At 60.0% G+C, this 23,378-nt stretch carries 23 protein-coding genes; 1 reads left to right on the top strand and 22 read right to left on the bottom strand.

What is annotated here, in order from left to right:
* Window positions 1-358: 358 nt before the first annotated feature.
* On the bottom strand, window positions 359-2,362 hold the full coding sequence (locus I4W09_RS09330; protein ID WP_196033865.1) for a fructose-specific PTS transporter subunit EIIC: 2,004 nt from the start codon (window positions 2,360-2,362) through the stop codon (window positions 359-361).
* A 272-nt stretch (window positions 2,363-2,634) separates the two neighbouring features.
* Between I4W09_RS09330 and I4W09_RS09325 the strand changes: the two genes are divergently transcribed.
* The gene (locus I4W09_RS09325; RefSeq protein ID WP_230318760.1) at window positions 2,635-3,492 is read left to right on the top strand and encodes a MurR/RpiR family transcriptional regulator; all 858 of its coding nucleotides are present in this window, start codon (window positions 2,635-2,637) and stop codon (window positions 3,490-3,492) included.
* A 59-nt stretch (window positions 3,493-3,551) separates the two neighbouring features.
* Here the strand turns inward: I4W09_RS09325 and I4W09_RS09320 are convergent, their stop codons facing one another.
* The 21 genes from I4W09_RS09320 to I4W09_RS09220 all read right to left on the bottom strand — a co-directional run bounded on the left by I4W09_RS09320 (window position 3,552) and on the right by I4W09_RS09220 (window position 23,270).
* Window positions 3,552-5,180, bottom strand: a complete 1,629-nt coding sequence (locus I4W09_RS09320; RefSeq protein WP_196033861.1) for a DNA repair protein RecN — start codon at window positions 5,178-5,180, stop codon at window positions 3,552-3,554.
* Window positions 5,170-6,030 (bottom strand): NAD(+)/NADH kinase, encoded by an 861-nt coding sequence (locus I4W09_RS09315; protein WP_035138200.1) that lies wholly within the window; start codon window positions 6,028-6,030, stop codon window positions 5,170-5,172. The genes I4W09_RS09320 and I4W09_RS09315 overlap by 11 nt, the downstream gene beginning before the upstream one ends.
* Window positions 6,027-6,830: a TlyA family RNA methyltransferase gene (locus I4W09_RS09310; protein ID WP_148331517.1), complete on the bottom strand. Its 804-nt coding sequence runs from the start codon at window positions 6,828-6,830 to the stop codon at window positions 6,027-6,029. Before I4W09_RS09310 ends, I4W09_RS09315 begins: the two co-directional genes overlap by 4 nt.
* A 35-nt stretch (window positions 6,831-6,865) precedes the next feature.
* The gene (locus I4W09_RS09305) at window positions 6,866-7,105 is read right to left on the bottom strand and encodes an exodeoxyribonuclease VII small subunit (RefSeq protein WP_006233978.1); all 240 of its coding nucleotides are present in this window, start codon (window positions 7,103-7,105) and stop codon (window positions 6,866-6,868) included.
* A gap of 2 nt (window positions 7,106-7,107) precedes the next feature.
* Complete coding sequence (gene nusB, locus I4W09_RS09300; protein ID WP_138341162.1) at window positions 7,108-7,692, bottom strand: transcription antitermination factor NusB; 585 nt, start codon at window positions 7,690-7,692, stop codon at window positions 7,108-7,110.
* A gap of 3 nt (window positions 7,693-7,695) precedes the next feature.
* Window positions 7,696-8,058, bottom strand: coding sequence for an Asp23/Gls24 family envelope stress response protein (locus I4W09_RS09295; RefSeq protein ID WP_006233982.1), 363 nt, complete (start codon window positions 8,056-8,058; stop codon window positions 7,696-7,698).
* A gap of 24 nt (window positions 8,059-8,082) precedes the next feature.
* A complete protein-coding gene (gene efp, locus I4W09_RS09290; protein WP_117799248.1) occupies window positions 8,083-8,646 on the bottom strand; it encodes an elongation factor P in 564 nt (187 codons plus the stop codon).
* A 159-nt stretch (window positions 8,647-8,805) separates the two neighbouring features.
* Window positions 8,806-9,936, bottom strand: coding sequence for a M24 family metallopeptidase (locus I4W09_RS09285; RefSeq protein WP_196033859.1), 1,131 nt, complete (start codon window positions 9,934-9,936; stop codon window positions 8,806-8,808).
* 132 nt (window positions 9,937-10,068) lie between these two features.
* On the bottom strand, window positions 10,069-11,178 hold the full coding sequence (locus tag I4W09_RS09280) for a hypothetical protein (RefSeq protein ID WP_196033857.1): 1,110 nt from the start codon (window positions 11,176-11,178) through the stop codon (window positions 10,069-10,071).
* Window positions 11,175-11,708, bottom strand: a complete 534-nt coding sequence (locus I4W09_RS09275; RefSeq protein WP_035138190.1) for a shikimate kinase — start codon at window positions 11,706-11,708, stop codon at window positions 11,175-11,177. The genes I4W09_RS09280 and I4W09_RS09275 overlap by 4 nt, the downstream gene beginning before the upstream one ends.
* An 8-nt stretch (window positions 11,709-11,716) precedes the next feature.
* The gene (locus I4W09_RS09270) at window positions 11,717-12,214 is read right to left on the bottom strand and encodes a YqeG family HAD IIIA-type phosphatase (protein WP_117639353.1); all 498 of its coding nucleotides are present in this window, start codon (window positions 12,212-12,214) and stop codon (window positions 11,717-11,719) included.
* A 1-nt stretch (window position 12,215) separates the two neighbouring features.
* A complete protein-coding gene (gene mltG, locus I4W09_RS09265; RefSeq protein ID WP_230318759.1) occupies window positions 12,216-13,649 on the bottom strand; it encodes an endolytic transglycosylase MltG in 1,434 nt (477 codons plus the stop codon).
* Window positions 13,642-14,070, bottom strand: a complete 429-nt coding sequence (gene ruvX / locus I4W09_RS09260; RefSeq protein WP_035138185.1) for a Holliday junction resolvase RuvX — start codon at window positions 14,068-14,070, stop codon at window positions 13,642-13,644. Before ruvX ends, mltG begins: the two co-directional genes overlap by 8 nt.
* A 17-nt stretch (window positions 14,071-14,087) precedes the next feature.
* Window positions 14,088-16,745 (bottom strand): alanine--tRNA ligase, encoded by a 2,658-nt coding sequence (gene alaS, locus I4W09_RS09255; RefSeq protein ID WP_196033855.1) that lies wholly within the window; start codon window positions 16,743-16,745, stop codon window positions 14,088-14,090.
* A 152-nt stretch (window positions 16,746-16,897) separates the two neighbouring features.
* Window positions 16,898-18,307: an AI-2E family transporter gene (locus I4W09_RS09250; RefSeq protein ID WP_196033853.1), complete on the bottom strand. Its 1,410-nt coding sequence runs from the start codon at window positions 18,305-18,307 to the stop codon at window positions 16,898-16,900.
* Window positions 18,304-19,095, bottom strand: a complete 792-nt coding sequence (locus I4W09_RS09245; RefSeq protein ID WP_022094589.1) for an RNA polymerase sigma factor SigF — start codon at window positions 19,093-19,095, stop codon at window positions 18,304-18,306. The genes I4W09_RS09250 and I4W09_RS09245 overlap by 4 nt, the downstream gene beginning before the upstream one ends.
* A gap of 1 nt (window position 19,096) precedes the next feature.
* A complete protein-coding gene (locus I4W09_RS09240; RefSeq protein WP_196033851.1) occupies window positions 19,097-19,474 on the bottom strand; it encodes an ATP-binding protein in 378 nt (125 codons plus the stop codon).
* Window positions 19,467-20,057: a hypothetical protein gene (locus tag I4W09_RS09235; RefSeq protein ID WP_196033849.1), complete on the bottom strand. Its 591-nt coding sequence runs from the start codon at window positions 20,055-20,057 to the stop codon at window positions 19,467-19,469. Before I4W09_RS09235 ends, I4W09_RS09240 begins: the two co-directional genes overlap by 8 nt.
* A 100-nt stretch (window positions 20,058-20,157) precedes the next feature.
* The gene (locus tag I4W09_RS09230; RefSeq protein WP_196033846.1) at window positions 20,158-21,507 is read right to left on the bottom strand and encodes a replication-associated recombination protein A; all 1,350 of its coding nucleotides are present in this window, start codon (window positions 21,505-21,507) and stop codon (window positions 20,158-20,160) included.
* Between the two features lie 61 nt (window positions 21,508-21,568).
* Window positions 21,569-22,816: a deoxyguanosinetriphosphate triphosphohydrolase family protein gene (locus I4W09_RS09225; RefSeq protein WP_196033843.1), complete on the bottom strand. Its 1,248-nt coding sequence runs from the start codon at window positions 22,814-22,816 to the stop codon at window positions 21,569-21,571.
* A gap of 31 nt (window positions 22,817-22,847) precedes the next feature.
* Window positions 22,848-23,270, bottom strand: coding sequence for a prepilin peptidase (locus I4W09_RS09220; protein WP_196033841.1), 423 nt, complete (start codon window positions 23,268-23,270; stop codon window positions 22,848-22,850).
* Window positions 23,271-23,378 lie beyond the last annotated feature (108 nt).

Genomic DNA, 23,378 nt, shown 5'->3' with positions numbered 1-23,378 from the left:
GCTGCTCTACAGTCCTGCGCAAGACGGAAAGCACATTAAGTGCTTTCCTTTGCGTGCGGAACTCGCGACAAACTTAATCGCCCCGCCCGGCGAACAAGCTGCGGAAACTCGGTCGGTCCAGAGCAATATCGTGCGAACGGAATTCTGGGTGATTTTTTGTTCGCCTGGTTGAACTAGTTGATGGGGTCTATCTATACCCTTTTGTAAGTTGCGGTGAAATAGGGACTGATTTTGGGGTTGAATCGTTTAAACAGTCCCTATTTCACCGCAACTTATGGGCGGGATGAAAAAAGGCGGAGGCCCTGGTGAGGGTCTCCGCCTTTGTTACAAGGGGCGATATTATTCGCTAACTGCTGGATTAGACCAGGCGGGCGTTGATCGTCTTGGCGATCTCGGCGGCGTTGGTGGAACCCTTGACGGTGGCACGGAAGTCCTCGTCCATGAGCGCCTCGGCGACCTTGGACAGGATCTTGAGGTGCGTGGTGCCAGCCTGAGCGCCCGGGATGAGCAGGGCGATGGCCACGTTGACGGGAGCGCCGTCCATGGTATCCCAACCGGTCACGCCGGACTCGTCCTTGACGACGATGACGGCAGCCTCGGTAATGGCGTCGGACTTGGCATGCGGGATGGCGAAGCCCTCCATCATGCCCGTGGTGCCCTCGGCCTCGCGGGCCAGGAAGGCGTTCATCACGGCGTCGGCGTCGCCGGCGATACCGGCCTTGACGGCCTGGTTGGAGACAAAGCTCAAGGCCTCGTCACGAGAAGCGAAGTCCTCGGCGACAAAGACGTTCTCGACCTTCACGAAGTCGGAAGCCTCGGCCTTGGGGGCCTCGACGGCAGCGGCCTTAGGGGCCTCAGCCGGCTTGGCTGCAGGAGCGGCCTTCTGGTTCTTCTCGAAGTCATACTTCTTGAAGGCCACGAACAGGATGCCACCGACCACAGCGCCGATGAGGATAGCGAGGACCCACAGCGGACCGTTCTCGACAACGGGCAGGACCAGGAAGCCACCGTGGGGCGCCGGATCGTGAACGTTGAACATAATGGTCAGGATCGAAGCGATGGAGGAACCGAGCATCATGATGGGCATGACGGGCCAGATGTTCTTGGTCATGAACGGAATGGCGCCCTCGGTGATGTGGGTGCAACCAAGGATGAGGTTGACGACACCGGCGTCGTGATCCTCCTGGCTGAAGTACTTCTTGCCGACAACGACGGCGAAAGTGGTGATCAGCGGCGGAACGATGCAGGCGGCGGAGACGGCAGCCATGAAGTTGGTGCCGAAGTTGTAGGTGTCGGTGCCGACACCGGCGGCCAGAGCCTCGGTGAGCATAGCGGTACCGGTGACGTAAGCAGCCTTGTTGACCGGGCCACCCATGTCAAAGGCGCACATGCAGCCGATGGCAAGACCCAGGACAACGGCGCCAGAGGCGGACAGGCCCTTGAGGAAGTCCATCATGGCGGTGTTGATAGCAGCCATGGGGCCGGAGATGCCGAGCATGACCAGACCGACAATGGCGGTCGAGAACAGCGGGTACAGGAAGATAGCCTTGAGGCCGTCCAGGTTCTTGGGCAGACCGGCAAAGACCTTCTCGAGCAGCAGGATGACATAGCCAGCAAGGAAGCCGCCGACGATGCCGCCCAGGAAGCCGAAGCCCACGCCGGCGCCACCGGCGTCGATCATGCCGGTATCGGCGTTAACGGGCAGGCCCTGGATGGCGATCATGCCGGCAACAAAACCGGGGACGAGTGCCGGGCGCTTGCCGATGGACTCGGCGATGTAAGCGGAAAGCACCGGAACCATGAGGTTCATGGCGATGCCGCCGATAATCTTGAGCATCGCGGCAAAGGTGTTGTAGTCGGCAGCCGTCGAATCGAAGGACGTGATGCCCCACAGGAACGAGACGGCGGTCAGAACACCACCGGCGACGACGAAGACCAGCATGTGGCTGACGCCATTCATGAGGTGCTTGTAGATGACGTGACCGATGGACTCCTTCTCCTCGACCTCGTCCTCGACATCGGCAGCAGCCGCAACCGAGTCGTCGCCCTTGGCGGCGAGCGCGCGGTCAATCAGCTTACCGGCGGCCTCAACGGACAGGGCTTTGGAAACACCAACGGAAACCATGGGCTTGCCGGCGAAACGCTCAGCCTGGACATCCTTGTCGGCTGCGACGACGACGGCCTTGGCACCAGCGATCTCACTCTTGGTGAGCTCGTTCTCGACACCGACCTGGCCATGAGTCTCGACCTTAATGGTCAGACCACGCTCGGCAGCTGCCTTCTCCAGCGCCTCCTTCGCCATGAAGGTGTGCGCAATGCCGGTCGGGCAACCGGTCGCGGCGATGATGTCAAACTTAGCCATGTGTCCCTCCTTCTTGAGTACAGCGCCCGCGGGCGCTCCCCTACACGCGCTTCGATGCGCGTTTTTCCACAACTGAAAGATACCAACCTACCGTCCGCGTGAGAAGAGACAAGGTGCAATTCTCCGGTGAAAGGTTCTTTCATAACCGTAAACGGTAAGTGAAAGTTTACCATCAACACTTGAAACGGCAAGGTGTATCTTGTAATTGAAAATGCCCGTATACTATGGCATTGCGAATCAAATTAGATTTTCATGCCAACCAGGAGCCATCCATGACCGATAGTAGCAAGAGCGCACTTTCCCTCATTAGCACCCATCAGGGATACAGCGAATCCGAGCAGCGCATTGTCGACTATATATTGGAGCACCAGTCCGAGGCTCCACGCCTCACGGCGGCTCAGCTCTCACGCGCCGCTGCCACGTCCGAGGCGACCGTTTCGCGCTTCTGCCGCAAGCTTGGGTTTGGCAGCTTCCGCAGCTTTCAGTTTTCGTTGGCGAGGGATTTGGAAAGCCAGCGCAACGAGGGCCTGACCGACGAGGTCTCGCTCGACAATATGGAGCAGAGCCTCAAGAACATCCTGGCTGCCAAGGTGAGCGAGCTTAATGCGACCATCGACGGAATCGACCACGATACGCTGGCGGCTGTTGTGCATGCCTTTAAGCATGCAGGGGTTATTGAGTTTGCGGCTGTGGGCAATACGAACGCGGTCGCGCTCGATGCGACGTTTAAGTTTTCGCAGCTGGGCCTGCGCTGCATGGCGAGCACCATTAGCGAGACATCAATCGGCTTTGCGCTCACGTTGCGCCCGGGTGACGTCATCGTGCTCATCTCAAACTCCGGCAAATCGCGCCGACTGAATCGCATGGCAAAAGCGGCTCGCGACTGCGGCGCAACCGTAGTCGTCATCAGCAGCGACAGCAAATCCCCGCTCGCGCGCCTGGCAGACTACACGTTTAATACCGTCAACCACGAAGCGCTGCTGACGACGGGCGACTTTGCGTTCTCCAAGATCAGCGCCACGATGATCATCGAAGTCATCTACAACTTCCTGCTGCCCGAGATTAAAGACGCGCGCGAGCATATCAGCTACTACGAGGAGCTCATCCAGCCGGATAAGGTCGTTGAGTAAAACGCGTAGTGGGACAAAAATTTCAGTCTATTTTGTCCCACCAACACCACTGATACGACCTAACCTCGAGCTTCTTCGAGCATCTGCTTTGCGTGGGCCAAGCTTGCCTCAGACTGATCGCCGCTCAACATGCGGGCGATCTCGGCGGTACGCGCTTCGCCGATTACCTCATCCAAATGCGTTTGGGGAACATCGCCCGGTTCCTTGCTGACGACATAATGCTTGTCAGCCATGACGGCGACCTGCGCCAAATGGGTTACGACAATCACCTGATGCGTAGCGGCGAGATCTGCCAGCACGCCCGCAAGTGCACGCGCCGTGGAGCCACCGACACCAGCATCGACCTCGTCAAACACCAGTGTATCGACACCGTCCGCGTTACCGAGGACAACCTTGCTCGCCAGCATGACGCGGCTGAGCTCACCGCCCGACGCAATTCGACGCAAGGGGCGCGGCGTCAAACCGGCACCGCTGCGGTATAGCAGCTCGTAGCTCGAAGGACCAACGGGCGTCCACTCAGCACGGGGAAGATCACGCGACTCCCAGACGAGCTCGGCACTACCCATCTCCAGGCGAGCCATCTGGCGGCCCACCTCGTGACAGAAGCGCGGGGCCGCCGTATTGCGAGCGCGCTTAAGCGCCTTGGCGGCAGCAAACAGTTCGCGCTCCGCCGCGCCAAGCGCTTCACGCGCCTTTTTGATCTGTTCATCGCCATCATCGACCAGGGACAGCAGCTCTTGCGAGCGATCGCGCATGGCAAAAACATCGTCCATAGTGGGACCCCACTGACGCAACAGACCCTTGAGGTCGGAATACCGCTCACGCATGCGAGCGAGCTCGCGCGGGTCGAAGGCGATGCCATCGCGATAGGCACGAAGCTCGTTCGCGCAATCCTCAAGGGAGATACAGGCATCCGAAAGTGCATCGGCGATGTCACCCAGCTTGCGATCGACGGTCGCCATGCGTGAAAGCTCGGCCACGGCGCCATTCACGGCATCGAGCGCTCCCCCTTCGGCGGCAAGCGATGCATGGGCATCGTTAGCCGTGGCAACCAGTACCTCGGCATGTTCGGAGCGCGGCAGCAGTTCCTCGAGTTCCTCATACTCGCCCGGCTTGGGGTCGGCCTCGCCGATGCGCTCGAGCGCAAAGCGCGCCTCCTCGACGAGGCTCCCCTGCGCACGCGAGGCCTCTTCGACACGTCGAACCTCCTTAGCGGCAGCCCGCGAAGCCTTAAAGCAGGCGCGGTACGCATCCAGCGCCTCGAGCGCAGAGCGTCCCGCCCACGCATCGACCATCGCAACGTGATGCGCCGGATCGAGTAAGCGCTGGTGCTCGTGCTGGCCGCACAGATCCATCATCACGCCGACGCGCTCCGAAAGCTCGCGCACGCTGGCGATGCGGCCGTCAATCTTGACGCGGCTGCGGCCCTCGGCGGAAAGGCTGCGCTGGACCGTGAAGCCTTCCGTGTCGTGCGGGCCGTCAAACAGGCGCGCCTCGACGCTCGCCAGCGCCTCGCCCTCGCGCACCGTCGACGAATCCGCGCGCTCACCCAAAATAAGCTTGAGGGCCGAGAGCAGCGCGGTCTTGCCGGCGCCGGTCTCGCCGGTCAGGACAGTCAGGCCGGCACTCGGCACCAGCGTCGCCTCGCGAATGAGTGCAATGTTAGAAACCTGCAGCTCATCGATCATGGCGGACTCCGTAGAATACGCGGCTCACCGAGTTGTAAAAACTCTCGGGGCCGTAGTCGAGCAGCAGCACATCGCCGGGGCCTCGGCGCACGGCCACGCTCTCGACCGTGCCGTCGCAGGTAATAAACTGTCCATCGATAGCGATCGCCGGAACGCTCGGACGGTCATCAGACATAAAGATTTCGACGACATCGCTCGGCGAAGTCAAGAAAGCGCGAGCTTGAATGGTGTGCGGCGCAATGGGTACGCAGACCATGCCCGTATAGTCAGGGCTCACGATGGGGCCACCGGCGCTGAGCGCGTAACCCGTAGAACCAGTCGCCGTCGAAACGACGACACCGTCACCGCGTAGGCGGTCGATATGGTGACCGGACACCGTGATGTCAAACTCGACCATATCGGACAGGGGGCCGCGCGTAAGCGCCATGTCGTTGAGGGCGAAGGTGCGCACAACATCCTTCGTACCATCTTCGCGCACGGACACGATATCCGCGGCGATGGTAGCGCGACGGCTCACATGCAGCTCGCCGGACAGGGCGTCGCTCACGACCTGCAGAATGTCGCGCTCCTCGGGACTCGCAGCAGTTAAAAAACCCAGGTGACCATAGGAAAGACCGAGGATAGGAATCTCACGATGGTTGAGGATGCGGGCAGCGCGCAGCAACGTGCCGTCGCCGCCGAGCGTAATGACCAGATCGGAGCCGTCAATATCAGGCGTGCTTTGAATCTTCGATCGCTGGTCGGCAGCCCATGCGACCTCATAGCCCTGGCGCGTCAGCCAAAGCTCGAGCATCAGGCCGCTCTCGACCGCCTCTTGCTTGTAGTAATTGGGAACCAGAAAGACCTTCATAGCGTTGCAGCTTTCTCGCTCATAACCGATACCTGGGATTGCAGCTCGTCTTGCGAGCGATCGCCGGGGTCAAATCTCGTGCCGTACAGGAAAAACTCAACGTTGCCCTTGGCACCATGAATGGGCGACACGCACACATCGACCGGGAACAGGCCCTTGGCAGCAAAGAGTTCAACCGCCGCCACGAGTGTATCGCGGCGCACGGCGGGATCGGTCACAATGCCGCCCTCGCCCACCAGCGCCGCCGGAGCCTCAAACTGCGGCTTTACGAGCGTGCAGAATGCACCCGTAGGCGCCAGGCACGCCAGTACCGCATCGATAATGTTCGCGATGCTGGTAAACGAGACATCACACACAGCCAGGTCGATAGTGCCGGCATAGCCAAGCTCAGGCAGCTGCGTCACGTTTGTGCGCTCATGCAGCGTCACGCGATCGTCCTGGCGCAACGACCAATCGAACTGGGCGCGACCCACGTCCACCGAGACAACGGTCGCAGCTCCGCGCTTGAGCAGACAATCGGTAAAGCCGCCGGTAGAGCAGCCCACATCCAGACAGGCAAGGCCCGTCGGATTGATGCCAAACGCATCAAGCGCGCCTTCGAGCTTAAGACCGCCGCGGCCAACATAGGGAATGCGCCCCTTCACATGCAGCGGCAGCCCCGGGATCACCTTAAGGCCCGGCGAAGTCAAGCGCTCACCGCCACTCGAGACCAAGCCGGCCATAAGAGTGCGAAGGGCATCCGCGCGATCGGCGCAGATGCCCTGTGAAATCAGTTCGTCATCAAGACGCACGCGTTTCATGAATGCCATCAACCATTCGTATCCGGAGATGCGGCCTAGCTATCCTGGGATTCGTTTGCCGCATCCTCATCGTATTCCTGCTCGAGCTTGTCGGCCTCACGCGGCGTCAACTCAAACTTGTCGACCATATCGACCGCGCGGGAGCCCAGCTCAATCGCTTCGTCAAACAAATCGAGCGAACGCTCCAAGGAGGTATCCTTGGAGCGAACGGTAGCGATGATCTGATCCAGACGGTCCGAAATCTCATCAAAGTTACGGACAGAACCCTCTGGCATGGCTACTCCTCGACGGAGTCGATGTCAGCCTCGGCGGCGTCCGCATCCTCGGCCAGCACGCCAGCCTCGGCCTGGGCAACCGCAACCTTGGCGGCAGCCTCGGCAGCCTGCGCCTCCTCGCGAGCGCGATCTTCGGCCAGCAGCTCCTGGTACAGGCCCTCGCCCGGCAGCTCCTCGCTGCGAGCGATCTTGCCCAGCACGCCGTTGACGAACGATGCGGACTGGTCGGTGCCATAGGCCTTGGCAAGCTCGACAGCCTCGTTGATCACGATGGCGTCCGAGACCTCCTCGTCGGTGAGGAAACGCATCTCGTAAACAGCGATACGCAGCAGATTGCGGTCGGCGCCGGGCATGCGCATAAGATCCCAGTTCTTGGCAACGGATCGCAGAGCGCAGTCGATGCGGTCGATATGCTCGTAGGCACCGCGGCACAGCTCCAACGCATAGGGGTCGAGGGGACCCTTCGAGATCAGGAAATCACCCTCGAGGACGCGCTCGAGCGGGCTGTCCGTGGCCTCGGCCTGGAACAGCAGCTGCAGCGCCTGACTGCGGGCAAGCGTACGCCCGCGATAAACCTTAAGGCTCAAAGGTTACTCCTTGGGGAAAACGAGGCCGTCGATGCAAACGTCAACACGCTCGACCTCAACGCCCACCTGGGCATCGATGGCGGCGACCACGGCGGCGCGAACAGCCTCGGCGAGTTTCTTGAACGGATAGCCAAAGAACACCACGACACGCACGGTGAGTGCGAGCTTGTCGCCGACGACCTCGGCCTCGACCGCCGGCTCGGAAGCCGGGGCCTTGGACGAGAGCATCATGGAGACAAGGTTGGTGGCAAGGTCCTTGACGCCAACGGAGGCGATGCCCTCGACATCGGACACGGCGCGCGAGACGATGGCGGTCAGAACATCGGGCGAAATGCCGATGCCGTCAATCTTGATTTCCTGGGGCATGAGTCCTCCTAGAAGATTTGGTTGCTAGACGCGGGAGACGAACTTGCCGTCGCGGGTGTCAACCTTGATGACCTCGCCCTCGTTGAGGTACATGGGAACCTGGATGACAGCGCCGGTATCGATCGTGGCCGGCTTGGTGGAACCCTGGACGGTGTCGCCCTTAAAGCCCGGGTCGGTCTGGACGATGGTGGTCTCGATGAACATCGGCGGGGTCACGCCCATGAGCTCATCGTCGGCGAAGAGCAGCTGGCAGACGTCGTTCTCGCGCAGCCACTTGGAGTTCTCGCCCACCATGTCCTCGGGAACGGGAACCTGCTCATAGGACTCGTTGTCCATGAAGATGTAGTCGGTGCCATCGTTGTAGAGGTACTGGAACTCACGGGTGGTGAGCATGACGCTCTCGAACTTGGTGCCGGCGTTGCAGGTGTTCTCGACGACGCGGCCGCTCTTGATGTCGCGGGTCTTGTAGCGCACAAACGCGCCGCCCTTGCCCGGCTTGACATGCTGGAACTCGACGATGGTGTAGACCTTGTCCTTGATGCGGAGACCGAGGCCGTTCTTGAAGTCGGCGGTAGAAATGGTAGGCATAGCGACCTTTCTTGTTATGGGCAGAACGCACAAGCGTCCAAATTACATACGACCGAAATTATACACTTGCAGACGGCGCCTGCAGCGAGCGCATAAAAAGAGAACGCGGGGCGCCCGAATCTATCCGGACGCCCCGCCCCAAAAATCTATCGAAATGGACTAGCAATCGATGACGTGGAGGTCATGCGGGGTCTTGGTGAAGGGCTCGTAGCCGTTCTCGGTGACCACGCCGTAGTCCTCCAGGCGCACGCCGCCCACGCCGGGCAGGTAGACGCCAGGCTCCATGGTGACAACCGAGCCGATCTCGATGGTGTTCTTGCTGCGGTTGAAGTTGGGCAGCTCGTGGATGTCGATACCGACGCCGTGGCCCAGACCATGGTTGTAGTAATCGCCATAGCCGGCATCGCCGATGATCTTCTTGGAAAGCTTGAAAATGTCGTTGCCCTCGACGCCCGGATGGATGGCGGCGACGCACTCCTCGTGCGTACGGCGCACGAGCGCGTACAGGTCAAGCTGCTCCTGCGTGGGCCCGCCCATCACGACAGTGCGTGTCATGTCGGAGCGATAATCGCAGTAGCCCGCGCCGTAATCCATGAGGACAAAGTCGCCCTTCTCGATCACGCGGTCGCTCGGGACGGCATGCGGGTTGGCGGTGTTGGGGCCGCTCGCCACGATGGAGCCGAAGGCAAGGCTGTCAGCACCGTTGGCGAACATAAAGTTCTCGAGCTCGTTGCGTACCTGCTTCTCGGTCATACCGGGCTTAATAAAGCCGAGCATGTGCTGGAAGGCGGCATCGGTGATCGACTGCGCATGGCGCATGAGTTCAATCTCCTCGGCGTCCTTGATGGCGCGCATCTTGCGGATGTCGTCGTGCATCAGCGGCAGCATACAGGCGACGGAGCGGTCCTCCAGGCCGCGCTGAATACCCTGGTAGAAATTAATCTGCATATCGTCCTCGACAGCGCAGACGCGGCATTTGTTGGCCGCGATCTTGCCGGCGACCCAACCGGGGATGGTGCCCTCATCCATGTCGTAGACCCAGGGGCTGCCGGCAGGCGTGTTCTCCTCAAAGCTGTTGAGGTAGCGCGAGTCGGTATGGAACAGGCACTGGTCAGCCGTAATAAACGCCGCGTGCGGGAACTCGAAGGTGTAGTCGAAGACGCCCTTCACGCCCGTGAGCCAACGAAGATTGGCCTCGTCGCGTACCACGATAGCGTCGTAGCCACGCTCGACCATCAGGGCACGGACGCGCTCGATACGACCGGCAGGACCGGCAGCAAACTCAGACATGCAGATTCCTTTCTTGTTGTCTCTATATAGACGGGACGGGTCTCAACCGAACGACGGAATCGCATGCGATCCGCAACCGATTGGAAACCCGCCCCTCAACATGATACGAAAGACGATGGAAGTCAATAAATCTTAGAGAAGTTCTTTACGAGAAGCCAAGTAGGCGTGAGCATGGCGCTCAAGAACCTCGTCCTCAACGTTCGTTAGGCGAATGGCGCCGAGTGCCGCGGGCAGCGGCAGCATGCTGCGGTTTGAGCGCGCGAACTGCTGCCTACGGAACTCCTCGATATATGCGACAGGCTCCAGATCGAAGGCAAGTTCCTCGATACCAAAGTCCTCCAGGCAGTCATCGACCTCAAAGACGTAATCGATATCAAAGTCGCAGGCATCATGTGCTAGGCGCGCCTCAAAGCGCATGCCCTCGGATAACAGCTGATAGGCAGGGACCTGCGAAGCGGCATCGCCCAAGCAGGCGCGCAGGGTACGCTCCCCCGTCTTGCCAAAATCGAGCGCATGGCGAGCGCTCGGGTTCGTGGCCATCAGTACGTCCTTGCGGGCAGTCTGAGACCATTGAACGGCATTAACGAGCGCGACCTCCTCGCCCGCGAGAATCTCGGGGACGGTCTCAGTAAACTGATTCCAGCGGGACTTGCTGCTCGAAAGCATGGTGCCAACAAGTACCACATAGCCGAGCTTAAGGTCCTCGGGGTCCGCCTCGCGAACAAGGTCGAGGTCACACACGACCAAGCCCGGTTCGGGACGGAAGGCGATAGCGGGAAGCGCATTCGCCGACGAGGCGACGAGCGGCTTCATGGTCGTCGCGACCGTGAGCATGGCGTCGAACGTCGTCGGCAACAGCGCGCACTCGGTTCGGCCGCACCACTGGTTTGCGCACCAGCTAACAACCGAGCAGGTTGCGGCATCGCCAACGGCGACAACCAGATCGTCGCAGGTAATGCCGTTGGCAGACAGGGCGCCAAAGATCGCATCGGCATCGGCCAGCGTGGCACCAGCAGGCGAAAGCTCAAGGACGAGCAGCGACACGGCAAAACCGGCGTCGACCAGCGCATGCTCGACAACCTCACCAAAACGCTCGGATGTGGCGTCGTTCCAAACCACCATAGCGCGCTTAGGCTTGCCAACGGCCGAGGCAAACATGCGCGACAGCTCATCGAACGCGCCCAATCCGACGCGGACATCGACGCTGCGGTTTTGGAAATTGATCAGTTGACGGCGAATCATAGCAGCCCACGCTCCAAAAGCATCTCGGCACAAAGGTAGGAAACGTCCTCGAAGGACTTGTTGCGAATATCAAGGGTAAGGTCGGCGGCCTGGCGATACAGCGGACGGCGATGCTCAAACAGGCGCGCAGCATGCTCGGGCGAACGGAAATCGGGGCGCGTGTCGGACCGACGAATCTGTCGAATCGAATCCTCGAAGTCGCCCTCGAGGTACACGCACGTACCCATTTCGTGCATCAGTTCAATATTCACCGGCGTTTCGACGATACCGCCCCCGCACGAAACCAACAGGCTGCGCTCGCTTTGGAGCGAACGGAGCGCCGAGGTCTCGAGCTCGCGAAAACGATCCTCGCCCTCGGTCTCAAAAATCTCGGTTACCGACTTGCCGCAACGGCGCACGACCAGACGGTCGGTATCGATAAAACGCCGCTTGAACATGGTGCCCACGTTGCGCGCAAGCGTCGACTTGCCCGCGCCCAAAAAGCCGATAAAGAAGATATGGTCGCAGCCGTGTTTGATGTGCTGGGACATGACGAGACCTATTCCTCGCAAGGAAGGTCGCGCAGGGCCCGGCGCTCAAAGATACGGAAGATCTGCGTATACCACAGGTCCTGCGTCGCCTGCGGCTTTACCAGGATGGTATCGACGCCGGCGAAGTTGCCGCTCCACACGTCCGTGTAGAGCTGATCACCGATCAGCACCGCCTCGTCAGCCGTGGCGCCGAGGCGCTTAAGACCCGCCTTGAGGGCAAACGGCGCCGGCTTCATGGCATGGCTGATGGCCTCGAGTCCCAGCTCGCGTGCTGATGCCATGACCTGGTCGCGATGCCAGTTGTTGGACACCATGCACAGCTTAAAGCCTTTGGCGCGGGCGGTATCGAGCCAAGCGGAAACCGCGGCGGGAACCTGCTCGGTGTCGCGCGGCACCAGGGTGTTATCGCGATCGAGCAAAATGGCGCGTTTGCCGTCGGCCCACAGGGTATCAAGGTCGATGCGATCGACCGAGGCAACGTATCGTTTGGGGCTAAAAATCCTCATGCTAATTCCAAGACTGTTGATGCTCTTCGTAGGTTTGCGAGAAGTACTCCTCGTCCTGCGTAATGTAGAAATACAGGTCATCGGAGTCGGTCGGCTCAAGCGTGGCCTTGAGTGCCTCGAGCGACGGAGAGCAGATGGGCGTGGGCGGCAGGCCCTCATGCTTATAGGTGTTATACGGGCTATCGCTCTGCAGGTCGTCGGCGGTAACCTCGCCACCGGTGACATACATCATGGTCGCATCGCTGTTGAGATAGCGCAGACCGTCGAGCTTGCCGGCAAGGCGGTTGTAGAAGACCGAGGCCACGTGCGCACGTTGATCGGCGTTGAGGCCCTCGCGCTCAACGATAGAGGCCAAGTTGACGATGTCGTAGTCGGACATCTCCACACCGTAGCGTTCCTTGATCTTGGCTTCGCAGCTCGCAAAGTCAAGCGACTTGTACTCGGTCTTAAACTGATCGAGCATAGCGCGAATCACGCCATCGGCCGTCGGCGAATCACCCAACGAATAGGTCTTGGGGAACAAGAAACCCTCGAGCGAATCGTTGGCGGCGCCCTTAAGGAAGCTATAGTCGTCCACGTAGTTGGAGGTCTTGGCCTGGTTGAGGAAGTCTTCCTTAGAGATGCTGTCGTAGGCCTGGGCCACACGGTCGGCGACTTGATCGACCGTCAGGCCCTCAGGGATAGTCAGCGCACTGGAGCCCGCGTTGGGGCCTTCCATGATCTGCTGAACAACCTTGGTCGCATCCATGAGTGTGGTGAACGAATAATCACCAGGCTTGAGCGACATATCGGCGTTGAGCTTTTTCACCGCCGCATAATAATCCTTGGGATTTTCGACGATATGGTTCTCGGAGAGAATCGAGGCGATAGTATCGCCCGAAGCACCATCGGGAATGGTCACCGTAACCTGCTGACCAGCCGTGACCTTGGTATCCCCACCGGCAAAGAAGCCCTTGACGGCCGGTACGACAAAGAAAGCGATCGCAGCAAGCGCGAGCACCGACACCACAACGCCGATGATCATGGGACCCGGAGAACTCTTCTTTTGAGCACCGCGACGAGCATGCGTGTTGTAGCTCGAGCGGGTCGCCGGAGCAACGCCATGCGAACCGCGAGCGTGATGCGAATGCGATTGGGGGGCCTGCGTTCGCTGGGTAGGTGCCTGCTGCTTAAAGCGGGTGCCGCCTGCAGGCTGGGCCGTACGAGCAGTGGGCTGCTGAGCCGCGTGAGAAGCCGAATGCTGAACCGAACGAGCAGAAGGCTGCTGACCCGTCCGTTGAACAGGTTGGGCCGAACGAGAGAAGGACTGCGCCGGGCGCGCGGCAGGCTGAGCTGCGCGCTGCGTCGGCTGTGCCGGACGCTGGCCAGGCTGGGCAGGGCGCGACGCCGGCTGCTGTGTACGATTCGGCTGGCGCGGATTGGAAGCACTAGGCATGCGAAACCTCCTCGTTTTTACGATCGAGCCACGTCTGCAAAAACAGGCTGGCGGCAATCATGTCGATCTTGCCCCTCATCTGCTTTTCGTTGAGTCCCTGCTCACGCAGGATACGCTTGGCCTCTTGCGAGGACAGACGCTCGTCCTCAAACTCCAACGGAAGATCGAGCTCGTCGGCAATCTTTTGCGCCACAGCGGCAACGCGCTCGGCCTGAGGGCCGGGCTCACCGGCCATGGTCAGGGGACGTCCGCTTACCAGGATATCGGGCTCATAGTCCTCCACCAGGTAGCGGAACGTCTTGGCCATACCGGTGACCTCGGCAGCCGGAAGCACCTTGACAGGCATCGCCATCTTGCCATCACGGCTCGAGACGGCGATGCCAATCCTGGTCTCCCCTATGTCCAGCGCGAGCGCAACCACAGCGACTTCTTAGATTCTTAGGCGCCGAGCGCGGTCTTAGCGGCCGCGAGGGCATCGGCGATGCCGGCAGCGTTCTTGCCACCGGCCTGGGCCATGTTGGGACGACCGCCACCGCGACCGTCGACCAGACCCGCGATCTGCTTGATCACGTTACCGGCGTGGAAACCGGCCTTGACGGCGTCATCGGAGCCGGCAGCGAGCAGGGCCGGAGTGCCCTTCTCAGTCACGCTGGCAACAACGCAGGCGACAGGGCCGGCGACCTTCTGGTGCACGGTATCCCAAACGTTGCGCAGGTCAGCGGCCTCGAGACCCTGAAGCTCAGCAACAACGAGCTTGTAGCCATTCAGCTCGACGGCGCCCTCGATGGCGCTGGAGATGGCGTCGGAGGAGCCACCGGTCAGAGCCTTCTTGAGCTTATTGGACGTCTCGCGCAGCTCGGCCTGCAGGTTCTCCACGCGAGCGGGAACCTCGTCGACGCGGCACTTGAGCGCAGTAGCAGCGGCGTCAACGAGTGCCAGGCGGTCGGCCATATAGTCGAGGGCACCCTTAGAGGTCACGGCCTCGATACGGCGGACATTGGAGCCCGTGGAGGACTCGGAAATGATCTTGAACAGGCCGATCTCGGCGGTGCTGGCAGCGTGTGTGCCACCGCAGAGTTCGCGGGAGAACGGCTGGTCCTCAGCGCCCACGGAGACAACGCGGACGACGTCGCCATACTTCTCGCCAAACAGGGCGACAGCGCCGGCAGCCTTAGCCTCGTCGATGCCCATGACACGGGTCACGACCGGCTTGGAAGCGAAGATCTGCTGGTTGACCAGGTCCTCGACAGCCTTGAGCTGCTCGGAGGACAGGGCCTCGAAGTGTGTAAAGTCAAAGCGCAGGTGCTCGGGCGTCACCAGCGAGCCGGCCTGGGAGACGTGCTCGCCCAGGACCTGCTTAAGGGCAGCGTCGAGCAGGTGCGTGGCGGTGTGGTTGCGGCGCAGGAAGCCACGGCGCTCGGCGTCGAGAGCGGCGGTCACAGCGGCACCGACAGTCAGCGTGCCATCGGCAACGTGCGCGACGTGGGCATACAGGCCGTTGTGGTTCTTGGTGTCGGCAACGGTCAGAACAACGCCCTCGGCGGAAAGCTTGCCGGCATCGCCCTGCTGACCACCCATCTCGGCATAGAACGGGGTGCGGTCGAGCACGACCTCGACATCCTCGCCCGCGGCTGCGGACTCGACGGACTCGCCGTTGCGCACGATGGCGACAACCTTGGCGCCCTCGATCACATCGTTGTCATAGCCGTCGAACTCGGTCGCGGCGACCTTGTCGGAAAGCTCGACCCAAACGTCGTTGAAGCTGCCCCAGGCGTCGCCCTTGGCGTTGGCGCGGGCGCGGGCCTTCTGGTCCTCCATGCAGGCGGTAAAGCCGTCCATGTCGACATCGTGGCCAGCGGTGCCGGCGATCTCGACGGTCAGGTCGATGGGGAAACCAAAGGTGTCGTGCAGCTTAAAGGCAACATCGCCCGGAAGCACAGCACCCTCGGCAAGCGCTGCCAGGGCCTCATCCAGGTAGACGCGACCGTTGTCGAGCGTCGTGGAGAAACGCTCCTCCTCGGAGGCGACGATACCCTTGACGAGCGCGACGTTCTTGAGCAGCTCAGGATAGGCCTCGCCCATCTGAGCGTTGACCTCGTCGATGAACTTGGTCAGGAAGGCACCCTCGATACCCAGCAGGCGACCGTGGAACACGGCACGGCGGAGCAGACGGCGAAGGACGTACTCGCGACCCTCGTTACCGGGGAGGATGCCGTCGGAAATCATAAAGTCGACGGCACGGGAGTGATCGGCGATGATGCGCAGCGAGCGGCTGGCGCCGGAGTAATCATCGGCGTCATAGGTCTTGCCGCTGATCCCCTCGCCCAGCTTGATGAGATGCTGCATCAGATCGCCGTCGTAGTTAGCAGTCTTGTGCTGCATGATAGCGGCCATGCGCTCCAGGCCCATGCCCGTATCGAGGTTGCGGTGCGGCAGCTCCGGCATGGAGCCGTCCTCCTGACGGTCGTACTGGGTAAACACGAGGTTCCAGAACTCAAGGAAGCGGTCGCAGTCGCAGCCGGGCTTGCAGTCGGGGCTGCCGCAACCGACCTCCTCGCCCATGTCAAAGTAGATCTCGGAGCACGGACCGCAGGGGCCGGTGGGGCCAGCGGCCCAGAAGTTGTCGTCCTCGCCCAAGCGGGAGATGTGGTCCTCGGCAACGCCCAGAGAACGCCACACGTCGTGGGTCTCGTCGTCCTCAGTAAAGACGGTAAAGTACAGGCGGTCGAGCGGCAGCTTGAACTCCTTGGTGATGAGCTCAAAGGCCCAGGCGCAAGCCTGCTCCTTGGAGACGCCGCCAAAAGAGAAATCGCCGAGCATCTCGAAGAACGACAGGTGACGGCCGTCCTCGCCGATGCAGTCGATGTCGTTGGTGCGGACGCACTTCTGGCAGGAGATCGCGCCAATCTCCTTCATGGTCTTCTTGCCCTGGTAGTACTCCTTAAACTGGTTCATGCCGGCGTTGGCAAGCAGCAGTGAAGGATCGTCGGGGACGAGGGACGAAGAAGGATAGAGCTTAAGACCGCGCTCCTCAAAGAAGTTGAGGAACTTGGAGCGGATCTCGGCCGTAGTCATTGACGGGTAGTCAGCACTCATAGAGGGAATCTCCTCGGTTTCACATCGAAACAGTTCAAACGTAACGATATTACCATCCCGCCGCGCAAGTGCAAAAAAGAGGGCCAGCACAATGCCGGCCCTTCAGCGAAATAGCATGTTAGCACGTATGAATGTTAACCCGAATTACCCCGCTAGTTGTCGTCATCGTCCATGGAGCCGTCGATGCCGGTTTTGGTATCGTCGTCCGAGTTGGAGTCATCGTCCTTGGCGAAGGGATTCTTGAAGAAGCCCGTGGCATCGGGCTGCAGACCAGAGAGCTTAATCCAGGGATTATCGAGCTCGGGCTTGGGCATGGCCTTGGCCTCGGGCGCGGTCTCGTTGCCGATGAGCTCGGACTCATAGATGAAGGTGTCGTCGCCAAGCGCGTCATAGGCGGCGACCGGGTTGCCATCGGCATCGCGGTACGGCGTGCCCTTAAACACGGCGCCGTCATAGGCCACAAGCTGGCGGCCGGTCTCATTCTCGAAGCAGTACACGAAGATACCCTTGAGGGCCGTGCACAGTGGGATGGCAATAATCATGCCGATGGGGCCCATGAGTGCCGAGCCAATAACGAGCGCCGTGAGGCTCATGATGGGATGCACCTGCACCGAGCTCTGCATGACCTTAGGCGAAATCACGTTATCGGTGACGTTTTGCGCGACCATCGTCACGATGAGCGTCCATAACGCCAACATGGGGCTGAACATGAAACCGAGCACTGTGGCGATTGCTGCGCTCACCCAGGGACCGACGACCGGAACCAAATGCATGATGCCGGTAAAGATAGCCATGAGCGCCGCATACGGATGACCGATGATCATAAAACCGATAAAGGCGAGGAAACCACCGCAGATGGACGTCACGACCATACCGCGCATGTAGCCGCCGACAGAGCGAGAAAGGATGGCGACCATAAAGCGGTACGAGGTCTCCTTCTCCTGACCGATGATGGTGCAAATCTCGTGATGCATGCGAGGGTAGTCGCAGGCCATCCAGTAGGCAAGCACCAGACCAAGGAAGATCACGAACAACTGCGAGGCCGTATTGGTGATGAGCGGGAACACACCGCGACCAAGCTCGGCAGCAATCTGAGACACATACTTCGATGCCACGGTAACCAGGGACGAAAGATTATCGTCCAAATACTCCTTGAGCGGCGTGTTGTTGAGCGTCTTGGCATGCGAGATCATCTCATTGAGATCGCCACCCGCAACACGAAGCTGCTCGGGCAGGCGGCTCAGGACTTCCATGATCTGACCAAAGAGAATCGGCGACAAGATGCAAACGACACCGACGAGCACGGCAACAACAACAATAAGCGCGATAAGCGAACCGATGCCGCGATTCACGCCATGGTGCTCGAGCCAGTTGGTGATCGGGGACATCACAAAAGCAATGATGGAGCCGACGGCAAGAAACTCAATAACCGGTGCCAGGATGCCCATAAGGTTAAAGATGACAGCGGCGATGACAATGCTGCCGACAACAGCCCAAATGCGCAGCGTCAGAATGCGGGTGTCGCGCAGCACGCGATCGGTTTGTTGGGGGTGCTCACTCATGAACGAATCATCACTCCGTCGGGGTCGATCTTGTCCTGAATCTTCTTAAGCGTGCGGCGCAGCAGGCGCGAAACCTGCACCTGAGAAATGCCCAGCTTCTTGGCGATCTCGATCTGGGTCATGCCCTTCACAAAGCGCAGCTCGATCACCTCGCGCTCGCGCGGCGAGAAATCGCGGATGGCTTCCTCAATCACTAGGCGATCATCGGTAAAGTCGAGCTCGTTGTCGTCGTCGGCGTAACGGTCGAGAATCGAGGGGGCATCGTCGGAATCGGACGCACCAGGAGCCTCGATGGGCACCGAGGTATAGGCCGAAGACGATTCCATGGCCTCCAGCACCTCATCGACCGTCACGTCCAAGTACTCAGCGATTTCTTCAACCTTAGGCGAGCGCTGTAGCTCGTTGGTGAGCTTATCGGTAGCCTGGTTGACCTTGGCCGAGAGCTCCTGCAAGCGACGGGGCACGCGCACGCTCCAGCCCTTGTCGCGGAAGTGACGCTTGATCTCGCCCAAGATGGTAGGCGTGGCAAACGTGGTGAACTCGAGTCCGCGCTCAGGGTCAAAGCGGTCGATAGCCTTGAGCAGGCCCAAATAGCCAACCTGCATCAGGTCATCGAGCGGCTCGCCGCGGTTCTTAAATTTGTTGGCAAGAAACCTTACCAGGTTCATGTGGGACATGACGAGCTGCTCGCGGGCGTCCGGATCACCGGTCTCCTTGTAACGACGAAACAGCTCGCGAGTTTTCTCCTTGTCCCAAGCGGTCTTACCGCTCCGGGAACGTTCGGTCATATTAGATATCCGCCTTGAGGTCGAGGGAAAGCGTCAGGGGCGCCGCAGTCTTTTCGTAGGAATCGCACACGCTCGCCAAAATAAGCTCGGCATACACAGCGGCCTGGTCATCCTCGTCGACGGTGGCCTGGTCGCCAAAGGTAAAGGTCATGCCGACGTGAGATTCGTCGACATCGAATTTGATCGAGATGTCATCGCAGTCGACCGCGGTGCAACCAAAGATGAAAGCCTCCTCGGCAGCCATGCGGATGTCCTCGATACGATCGACAGACATAGAGCACAGGGCACCAACGTTGGCTGCCGTCATGCGCACAAGGCGAGCGAGACGCGGGTCACCGGCAACGGTCAGCGTGATAGGGCAAGTTGCTTCGCTACTCATCGCAGGACTCCTCGGTGGTCTCGGCGGGCGTGTAGGTGTAATACTGGGCTGATTTAGCAGCAGGCTTCTGTGCATCATTGTCACCAGCAGCGACATCGTCCCCGGCTTCGCCAATCAGGACACGCTCGGTCGGCTGCTCGGCTTCTTCGGCAGCGGAAAGCTTGCGCTCGGCGTCGGCCGCGGGAGTCTTCACCTTGTTAAAGAGTTTCTGCACGGCACCGGCAGCGGAGTCGGTCACACTCGACACGGCATTGCTGGCCTCGGCCATACTGCCGGTGACCTCGGAAATATCGCGGACGACCGCCTCGACTTCTACGAGGTTGGAGGTAAGGGCATCAACTGCCGTCTTGCTCGACTTAAGCAGCGGCTCCATCTGGGCAAGTGCCGGCGTAAGCTCGTCGACAGCGCCGTCGAGTTTTGCCACCACCGGCTGCGCCTCGGCGATGGTGTTGTTGAGGTCGTTCACGGTCTTATCGAGCGAGTCGACAACGTTGCGGGTCTTGCGCAGGGTAAGCGCGAGCTCAACAATAGCCCACACGCCGGCAATGGCAAGCACCAGCAGGGCGATTTGAATGGGACTCATACAAGCCTCCCGGAAGAATCGAAATACAGACGTTTTTTATGGTACCCCAAAGGGGACCGAACATGCCAAGAGCAGCAACGTGGGACAAAATTATCAGCAGCTACTTCGGTGCATTCCCGCTGCGGTCGCGCTCGCTTTGCTCTACGCGCCACTCTTCCCAGCCGCGGCCCGCAGGCTGCCAGAACGCGCCACGCTCCAGCCCCTCGGGCAAATAGCGCTGATCGACCCAGCCTTCGGGATAATCATGCGGATACTTGTATACACCGTATTCGTCGCTACCTGGGCGATGACGATCGCGCAAATAACTCGGCACCTCACGTAAACCGCTGCTATGAATATCGGCCAACGCCGCGTCAATCGAGGCCTCACATGCGTTTGACTTAGGCGCCAAGCACACATAGAGTGCAGCCTGAGCAAGGTTAATGCGGCACTCGGGATAGCCAATGACCTCGGCAGACTTAAACGCGGCATGCGCCACCAAAAGCGCCTGCGGGTCGGCGTTGCCAACATCCTCAGAAGCGTGAATCATAATACGGCGAGCGATAAACTTAGGATCCTCCCCAGCATCGATCATGCGCGCGAGCCAATAGATCGTGGCATCGGGGTCACTACCGCGCATAGACTTAATAAACGCACTGATGATGTCGTAGTGCATGTCGCCGTTTTTGTCATACGTAAAGCCGCGACGCGGGTTGGCGATCTTCACGTCATCCACGGTGATGGGATAGCGCTCCCCCGCCGCGGGCGCTGGCGTTCCCTCGGTATCGGGACGCGTGACGGCAATCTCGCTCGCAAGCTCGAGCGTCGTGAGCGCCGAGCGAGCGTCACCCGCTGCCAGCGCGCAGATGGTCTTGACCGTATCCTCATCGGCCGAGAACTTACCGTTCAAGCCCTGCGGTGCCTCGAGCGCACGCTCGATAAGCATGGCGATATCCTCGTCCTTTAAATGCTCAAGCTCCACGACTCGACCACGTGAGAGCAGCGCCGAGTTTACCTCGAAGTACGGATTCTCCGTCGTAGCGCCAATCATAATGACGGTACGGTTCTCAACTGCATGCAGCAGGGCATCCTGCTGCGACTTAGAGAAGCGGTGAATCTCATCGATGAATAGAATGGTGCGACGGTCGTACGTATTCAGGCGCGTCTTGGCCTCATCAATCACGCGACGCAGGTCCTTCACGGTACCCGTCACAGCGCTGACCTCGACAAACTCGCTCTTGGTATGGTTGGCAATAATGTGGGCCAGCGTCGTCTTGCCCGTACCGGCCGGCCCGTACAGTATCACGCTCGAAAGCACATCGTGCTCGATCGCAGCACGCAACCATGAGCCCTTACCGACGGCCTTTTGCTGGCCCACATACTCGTCGAGCGAATTGGGGCGCATGCGCACCGCAAGCGGCGCATTCTGAAAGGAACGCTCGCGCGTCGAAGCAGAAAAAAGGTCGTCCATAGCCATCCCGTGCATCAATCAAAAACGTTTTCAACTAACCAGTATACCGAAAGGATACGAACTACCGTTCGTTAATATAGGTACGGTGCGGAAACTTTAAACCAGGGAACAGCTTACTCGTCAGCTCGCAGAAATAACCGTCCGTCATACTCGCGATATAATCCACCACGGCTTGATCCTTGTCGTCCTGCCAGGCATAGGTGCGATCGTAGTAGGAAAGCTGCTGCTCAATGCGCGAAATGTGGTGCTTAAAGATATACGAAGACTCGTCGCCTTCGTTTATATCCTGCAGGCAACGGTCGTAGAGTTTTTCGAATGCCTCGCGCAGCTCCGCCTCGGAATCGCCTTCGATACCGCCCTTGCTATAGATCTTCTCGTAGTTCTCGCGCTTGGCCCGGCGGATCTCCTCAAACAGGTCCTCGCTCATCTCGATGCGCGGCTTACCATAGCTATGCTCCACGATATCGATGGAAGCGTGCGTAAGGATCCAACTGTTGTAGGCACCGCCCCGGCCATCATCAAAAGCGTCAGGTGACAGCAGGCCCGCCGCGATCGCATCCTGACGGTCACGACCGACGTAGGCAAGAATATCCGAGATGCGAACGACGCAGCCCTCGAGCGTCATGGGGCGCAGGTGCTCAATCGCGCTATAGCCCGTGGCGATACAGTCCTCAACCGTCTGATCGAACTGGTCAAAGGAGCCCATGTCCGAAAGCTCAAACACACGCTGCTCGTACTCGCCGTTATGGCATAGCACGCCGTCGAGCGTCTGGAGCGACACGTTGCGGCCATACAACGCGTCGAGCACGCGGACCGACTGCACGTTATGGAAAAAATAACGCCCCGTACGCTCATGAAAGATATCGTTGAGGAATCGCTCGCCGGCATGGCCGAAAGGCGTGTGCCCCAAGTCGTGACCCAGACCGATCGCTTCAATCAGATCGCAGTTGAGCCCGAGGGCGCGACCGATATCGCGCGCAATGCGCGAGACGAGCTGCACGTGTAGACCACGACGCGACAAGTCGTCGTTGCTTCGAAAGCTAAAAACCTGCGTTTTGCCTGCATAACGGGTGTACGCCGGTAGATGGAGGATTTTTTCGGTATCGCGCATAAACGCCGGACGCATAAGCGTGCCTTTGTCCGCATCGCGATCGACACGACGAATGACCTGGTCGTCGTTGCAACGATACGGATTGACAGTGCCCGAAGCACGATTGGCGGCAATGCGCTCGACGAGCTCGGGCGACAACGCCGAAGGAATACGGCCCATACGCGCCTTGATGGCGGCCGTTTCTTGATTAGTTGCCATGGCATGCTCCTTAAGAACGATGCGCAATCGGTTACAGAGTGCAGCCCACGACCTCGATTATGGCAAAAATCGGCACCAAAAACGGGAGCAATGGCAGGGAGCGCGATTTTGTGAAGAGGCAGGAGAGGGCCAGGGCCAGGAGTGCGACGGCAAATGCCACGATGCCGCCTATAGGGTCGAGCGTGCAAAGCGCGAAGAGCGCCTTGGCATCCCCCATGCCGATGCCCGGGATTTGGCGAAAACGACGCCAGAGGGACTCAGTCAGCACGAGAGCAAGATACACAATGACGGCAAGACCCGCGTGGTCAAGCGCTGTGTTCAAACCGAGGTCGAGCCAAACACCCGCCAACGCCGCCACGGCACATGCGCCGGCAAGCCCATTGGGAAACCGTCGCTCTCCGGCATCAATTGCCACGCCAGCAAAGATGCAAATCCAAAACGGGATATAGACCATCGGAAGCCTCCTCGAGCTGCATCGCAAAAGCAAAAACCACCACAAAGGTGCCTGTGAACTGCGCCCCGAAACTTGGACTGAATAAATAGCGACTACGCCGCAAGGGCC

Origin of the sequence: Collinsella aerofaciens (assembly GCF_015670795.1) — a bacterium.
Lineage (GTDB): Bacteria > Actinomycetota > Coriobacteriia > Coriobacteriales > Coriobacteriaceae > Collinsella > Collinsella aerofaciens_Q.
The sequence above is the reverse complement of the archived record's forward strand: the minus strand, read 5'-3'. Positions and strand labels throughout refer to the sequence as shown.

Excerpts from the sequence above, each read along its gene's own strand:
- mltG (WP_230318759.1), bottom strand. The coding sequence starts at position 13,649 with ATGCCTAGTGCTTCCAATCCGCGCCAGCCGAATCGTACACAGCAGCCG.
- I4W09_RS09295 (WP_006233982.1), bottom strand. The coding sequence starts at position 8,058 with ATGCCCCAGGAAATCAAGATTGACGGCATCGGCATTTCGCCCGATGTT.
- I4W09_RS09305 (WP_006233978.1), bottom strand. The coding sequence starts at position 7,105 with ATGCCAGAGGGTTCTGTCCGTAACTTTGATGAGATTTCGGACCGTCTG.
- I4W09_RS09250 (WP_196033853.1), bottom strand. The coding sequence starts at position 18,307 with ATGAGTGAGCACCCCCAACAAACCGATCGCGTGCTGCGCGACACCCGC.
- I4W09_RS09275 (WP_035138190.1), bottom strand. The coding sequence starts at position 11,708 with ATGTCCCAGCACATCAAACACGGCTGCGACCATATCTTCTTTATCGGC.
- I4W09_RS09315 (WP_035138200.1), bottom strand. The coding sequence starts at position 6,030 with ATGAAGGTCTTTCTGGTTCCCAATTACTACAAGCAAGAGGCGGTCGAG.
- I4W09_RS09320 (WP_196033861.1), bottom strand. The coding sequence starts at position 5,180 with ATGATCGATGAGCTGCAGGTTTCTAACATTGCACTCATTCGCGAGGCG.
- I4W09_RS09220 (WP_196033841.1), bottom strand. The coding sequence starts at position 23,270 with ATGGTCTATATCCCGTTTTGGATTTGCATCTTTGCTGGCGTGGCAATT.
- I4W09_RS09330 (WP_196033865.1), bottom strand. The coding sequence starts at position 2,362 with ATGGCTAAGTTTGACATCATCGCCGCGACCGGTTGCCCGACCGGCATT.
- I4W09_RS09240 (WP_196033851.1), bottom strand. The coding sequence starts at position 19,474 with ATGAGTAGCGAAGCAACTTGCCCTATCACGCTGACCGTTGCCGGTGAC.
- I4W09_RS09270 (WP_117639353.1), bottom strand. The coding sequence starts at position 12,214 with ATGAGGATTTTTAGCCCCAAACGATACGTTGCCTCGGTCGATCGCATC.
- I4W09_RS09225 (WP_196033843.1), bottom strand. The coding sequence starts at position 22,816 with ATGGCAACTAATCAAGAAACGGCCGCCATCAAGGCGCGTATGGGCCGT.
- I4W09_RS09230 (WP_196033846.1), bottom strand. The coding sequence starts at position 21,507 with ATGGACGACCTTTTTTCTGCTTCGACGCGCGAGCGTTCCTTTCAGAAT.
- I4W09_RS09325 (WP_230318760.1), top strand. The coding sequence starts at position 2,635 with ATGACCGATAGTAGCAAGAGCGCACTTTCCCTCATTAGCACCCATCAG.
- I4W09_RS09285 (WP_196033859.1), bottom strand. The coding sequence starts at position 9,936 with ATGTCTGAGTTTGCTGCCGGTCCTGCCGGTCGTATCGAGCGCGTCCGT.
- I4W09_RS09280 (WP_196033857.1), bottom strand. The coding sequence starts at position 11,178 with ATGATTCGCCGTCAACTGATCAATTTCCAAAACCGCAGCGTCGATGTC.
- I4W09_RS09310 (WP_148331517.1), bottom strand. The coding sequence starts at position 6,830 with ATGAAACGCGTGCGTCTTGATGACGAACTGATTTCACAGGGCATCTGC.
- I4W09_RS09235 (WP_196033849.1), bottom strand. The coding sequence starts at position 20,057 with ATGAGTCCCATTCAAATCGCCCTGCTGGTGCTTGCCATTGCCGGCGTG.
- alaS (WP_196033855.1), bottom strand. The coding sequence starts at position 16,745 with ATGAGTGCTGACTACCCGTCAATGACTACGGCCGAGATCCGCTCCAAG.
- I4W09_RS09245 (WP_022094589.1), bottom strand. The coding sequence starts at position 19,095 with ATGACCGAACGTTCCCGGAGCGGTAAGACCGCTTGGGACAAGGAGAAA.
- efp (WP_117799248.1), bottom strand. The coding sequence starts at position 8,646 with ATGCCTACCATTTCTACCGCCGACTTCAAGAACGGCCTCGGTCTCCGC.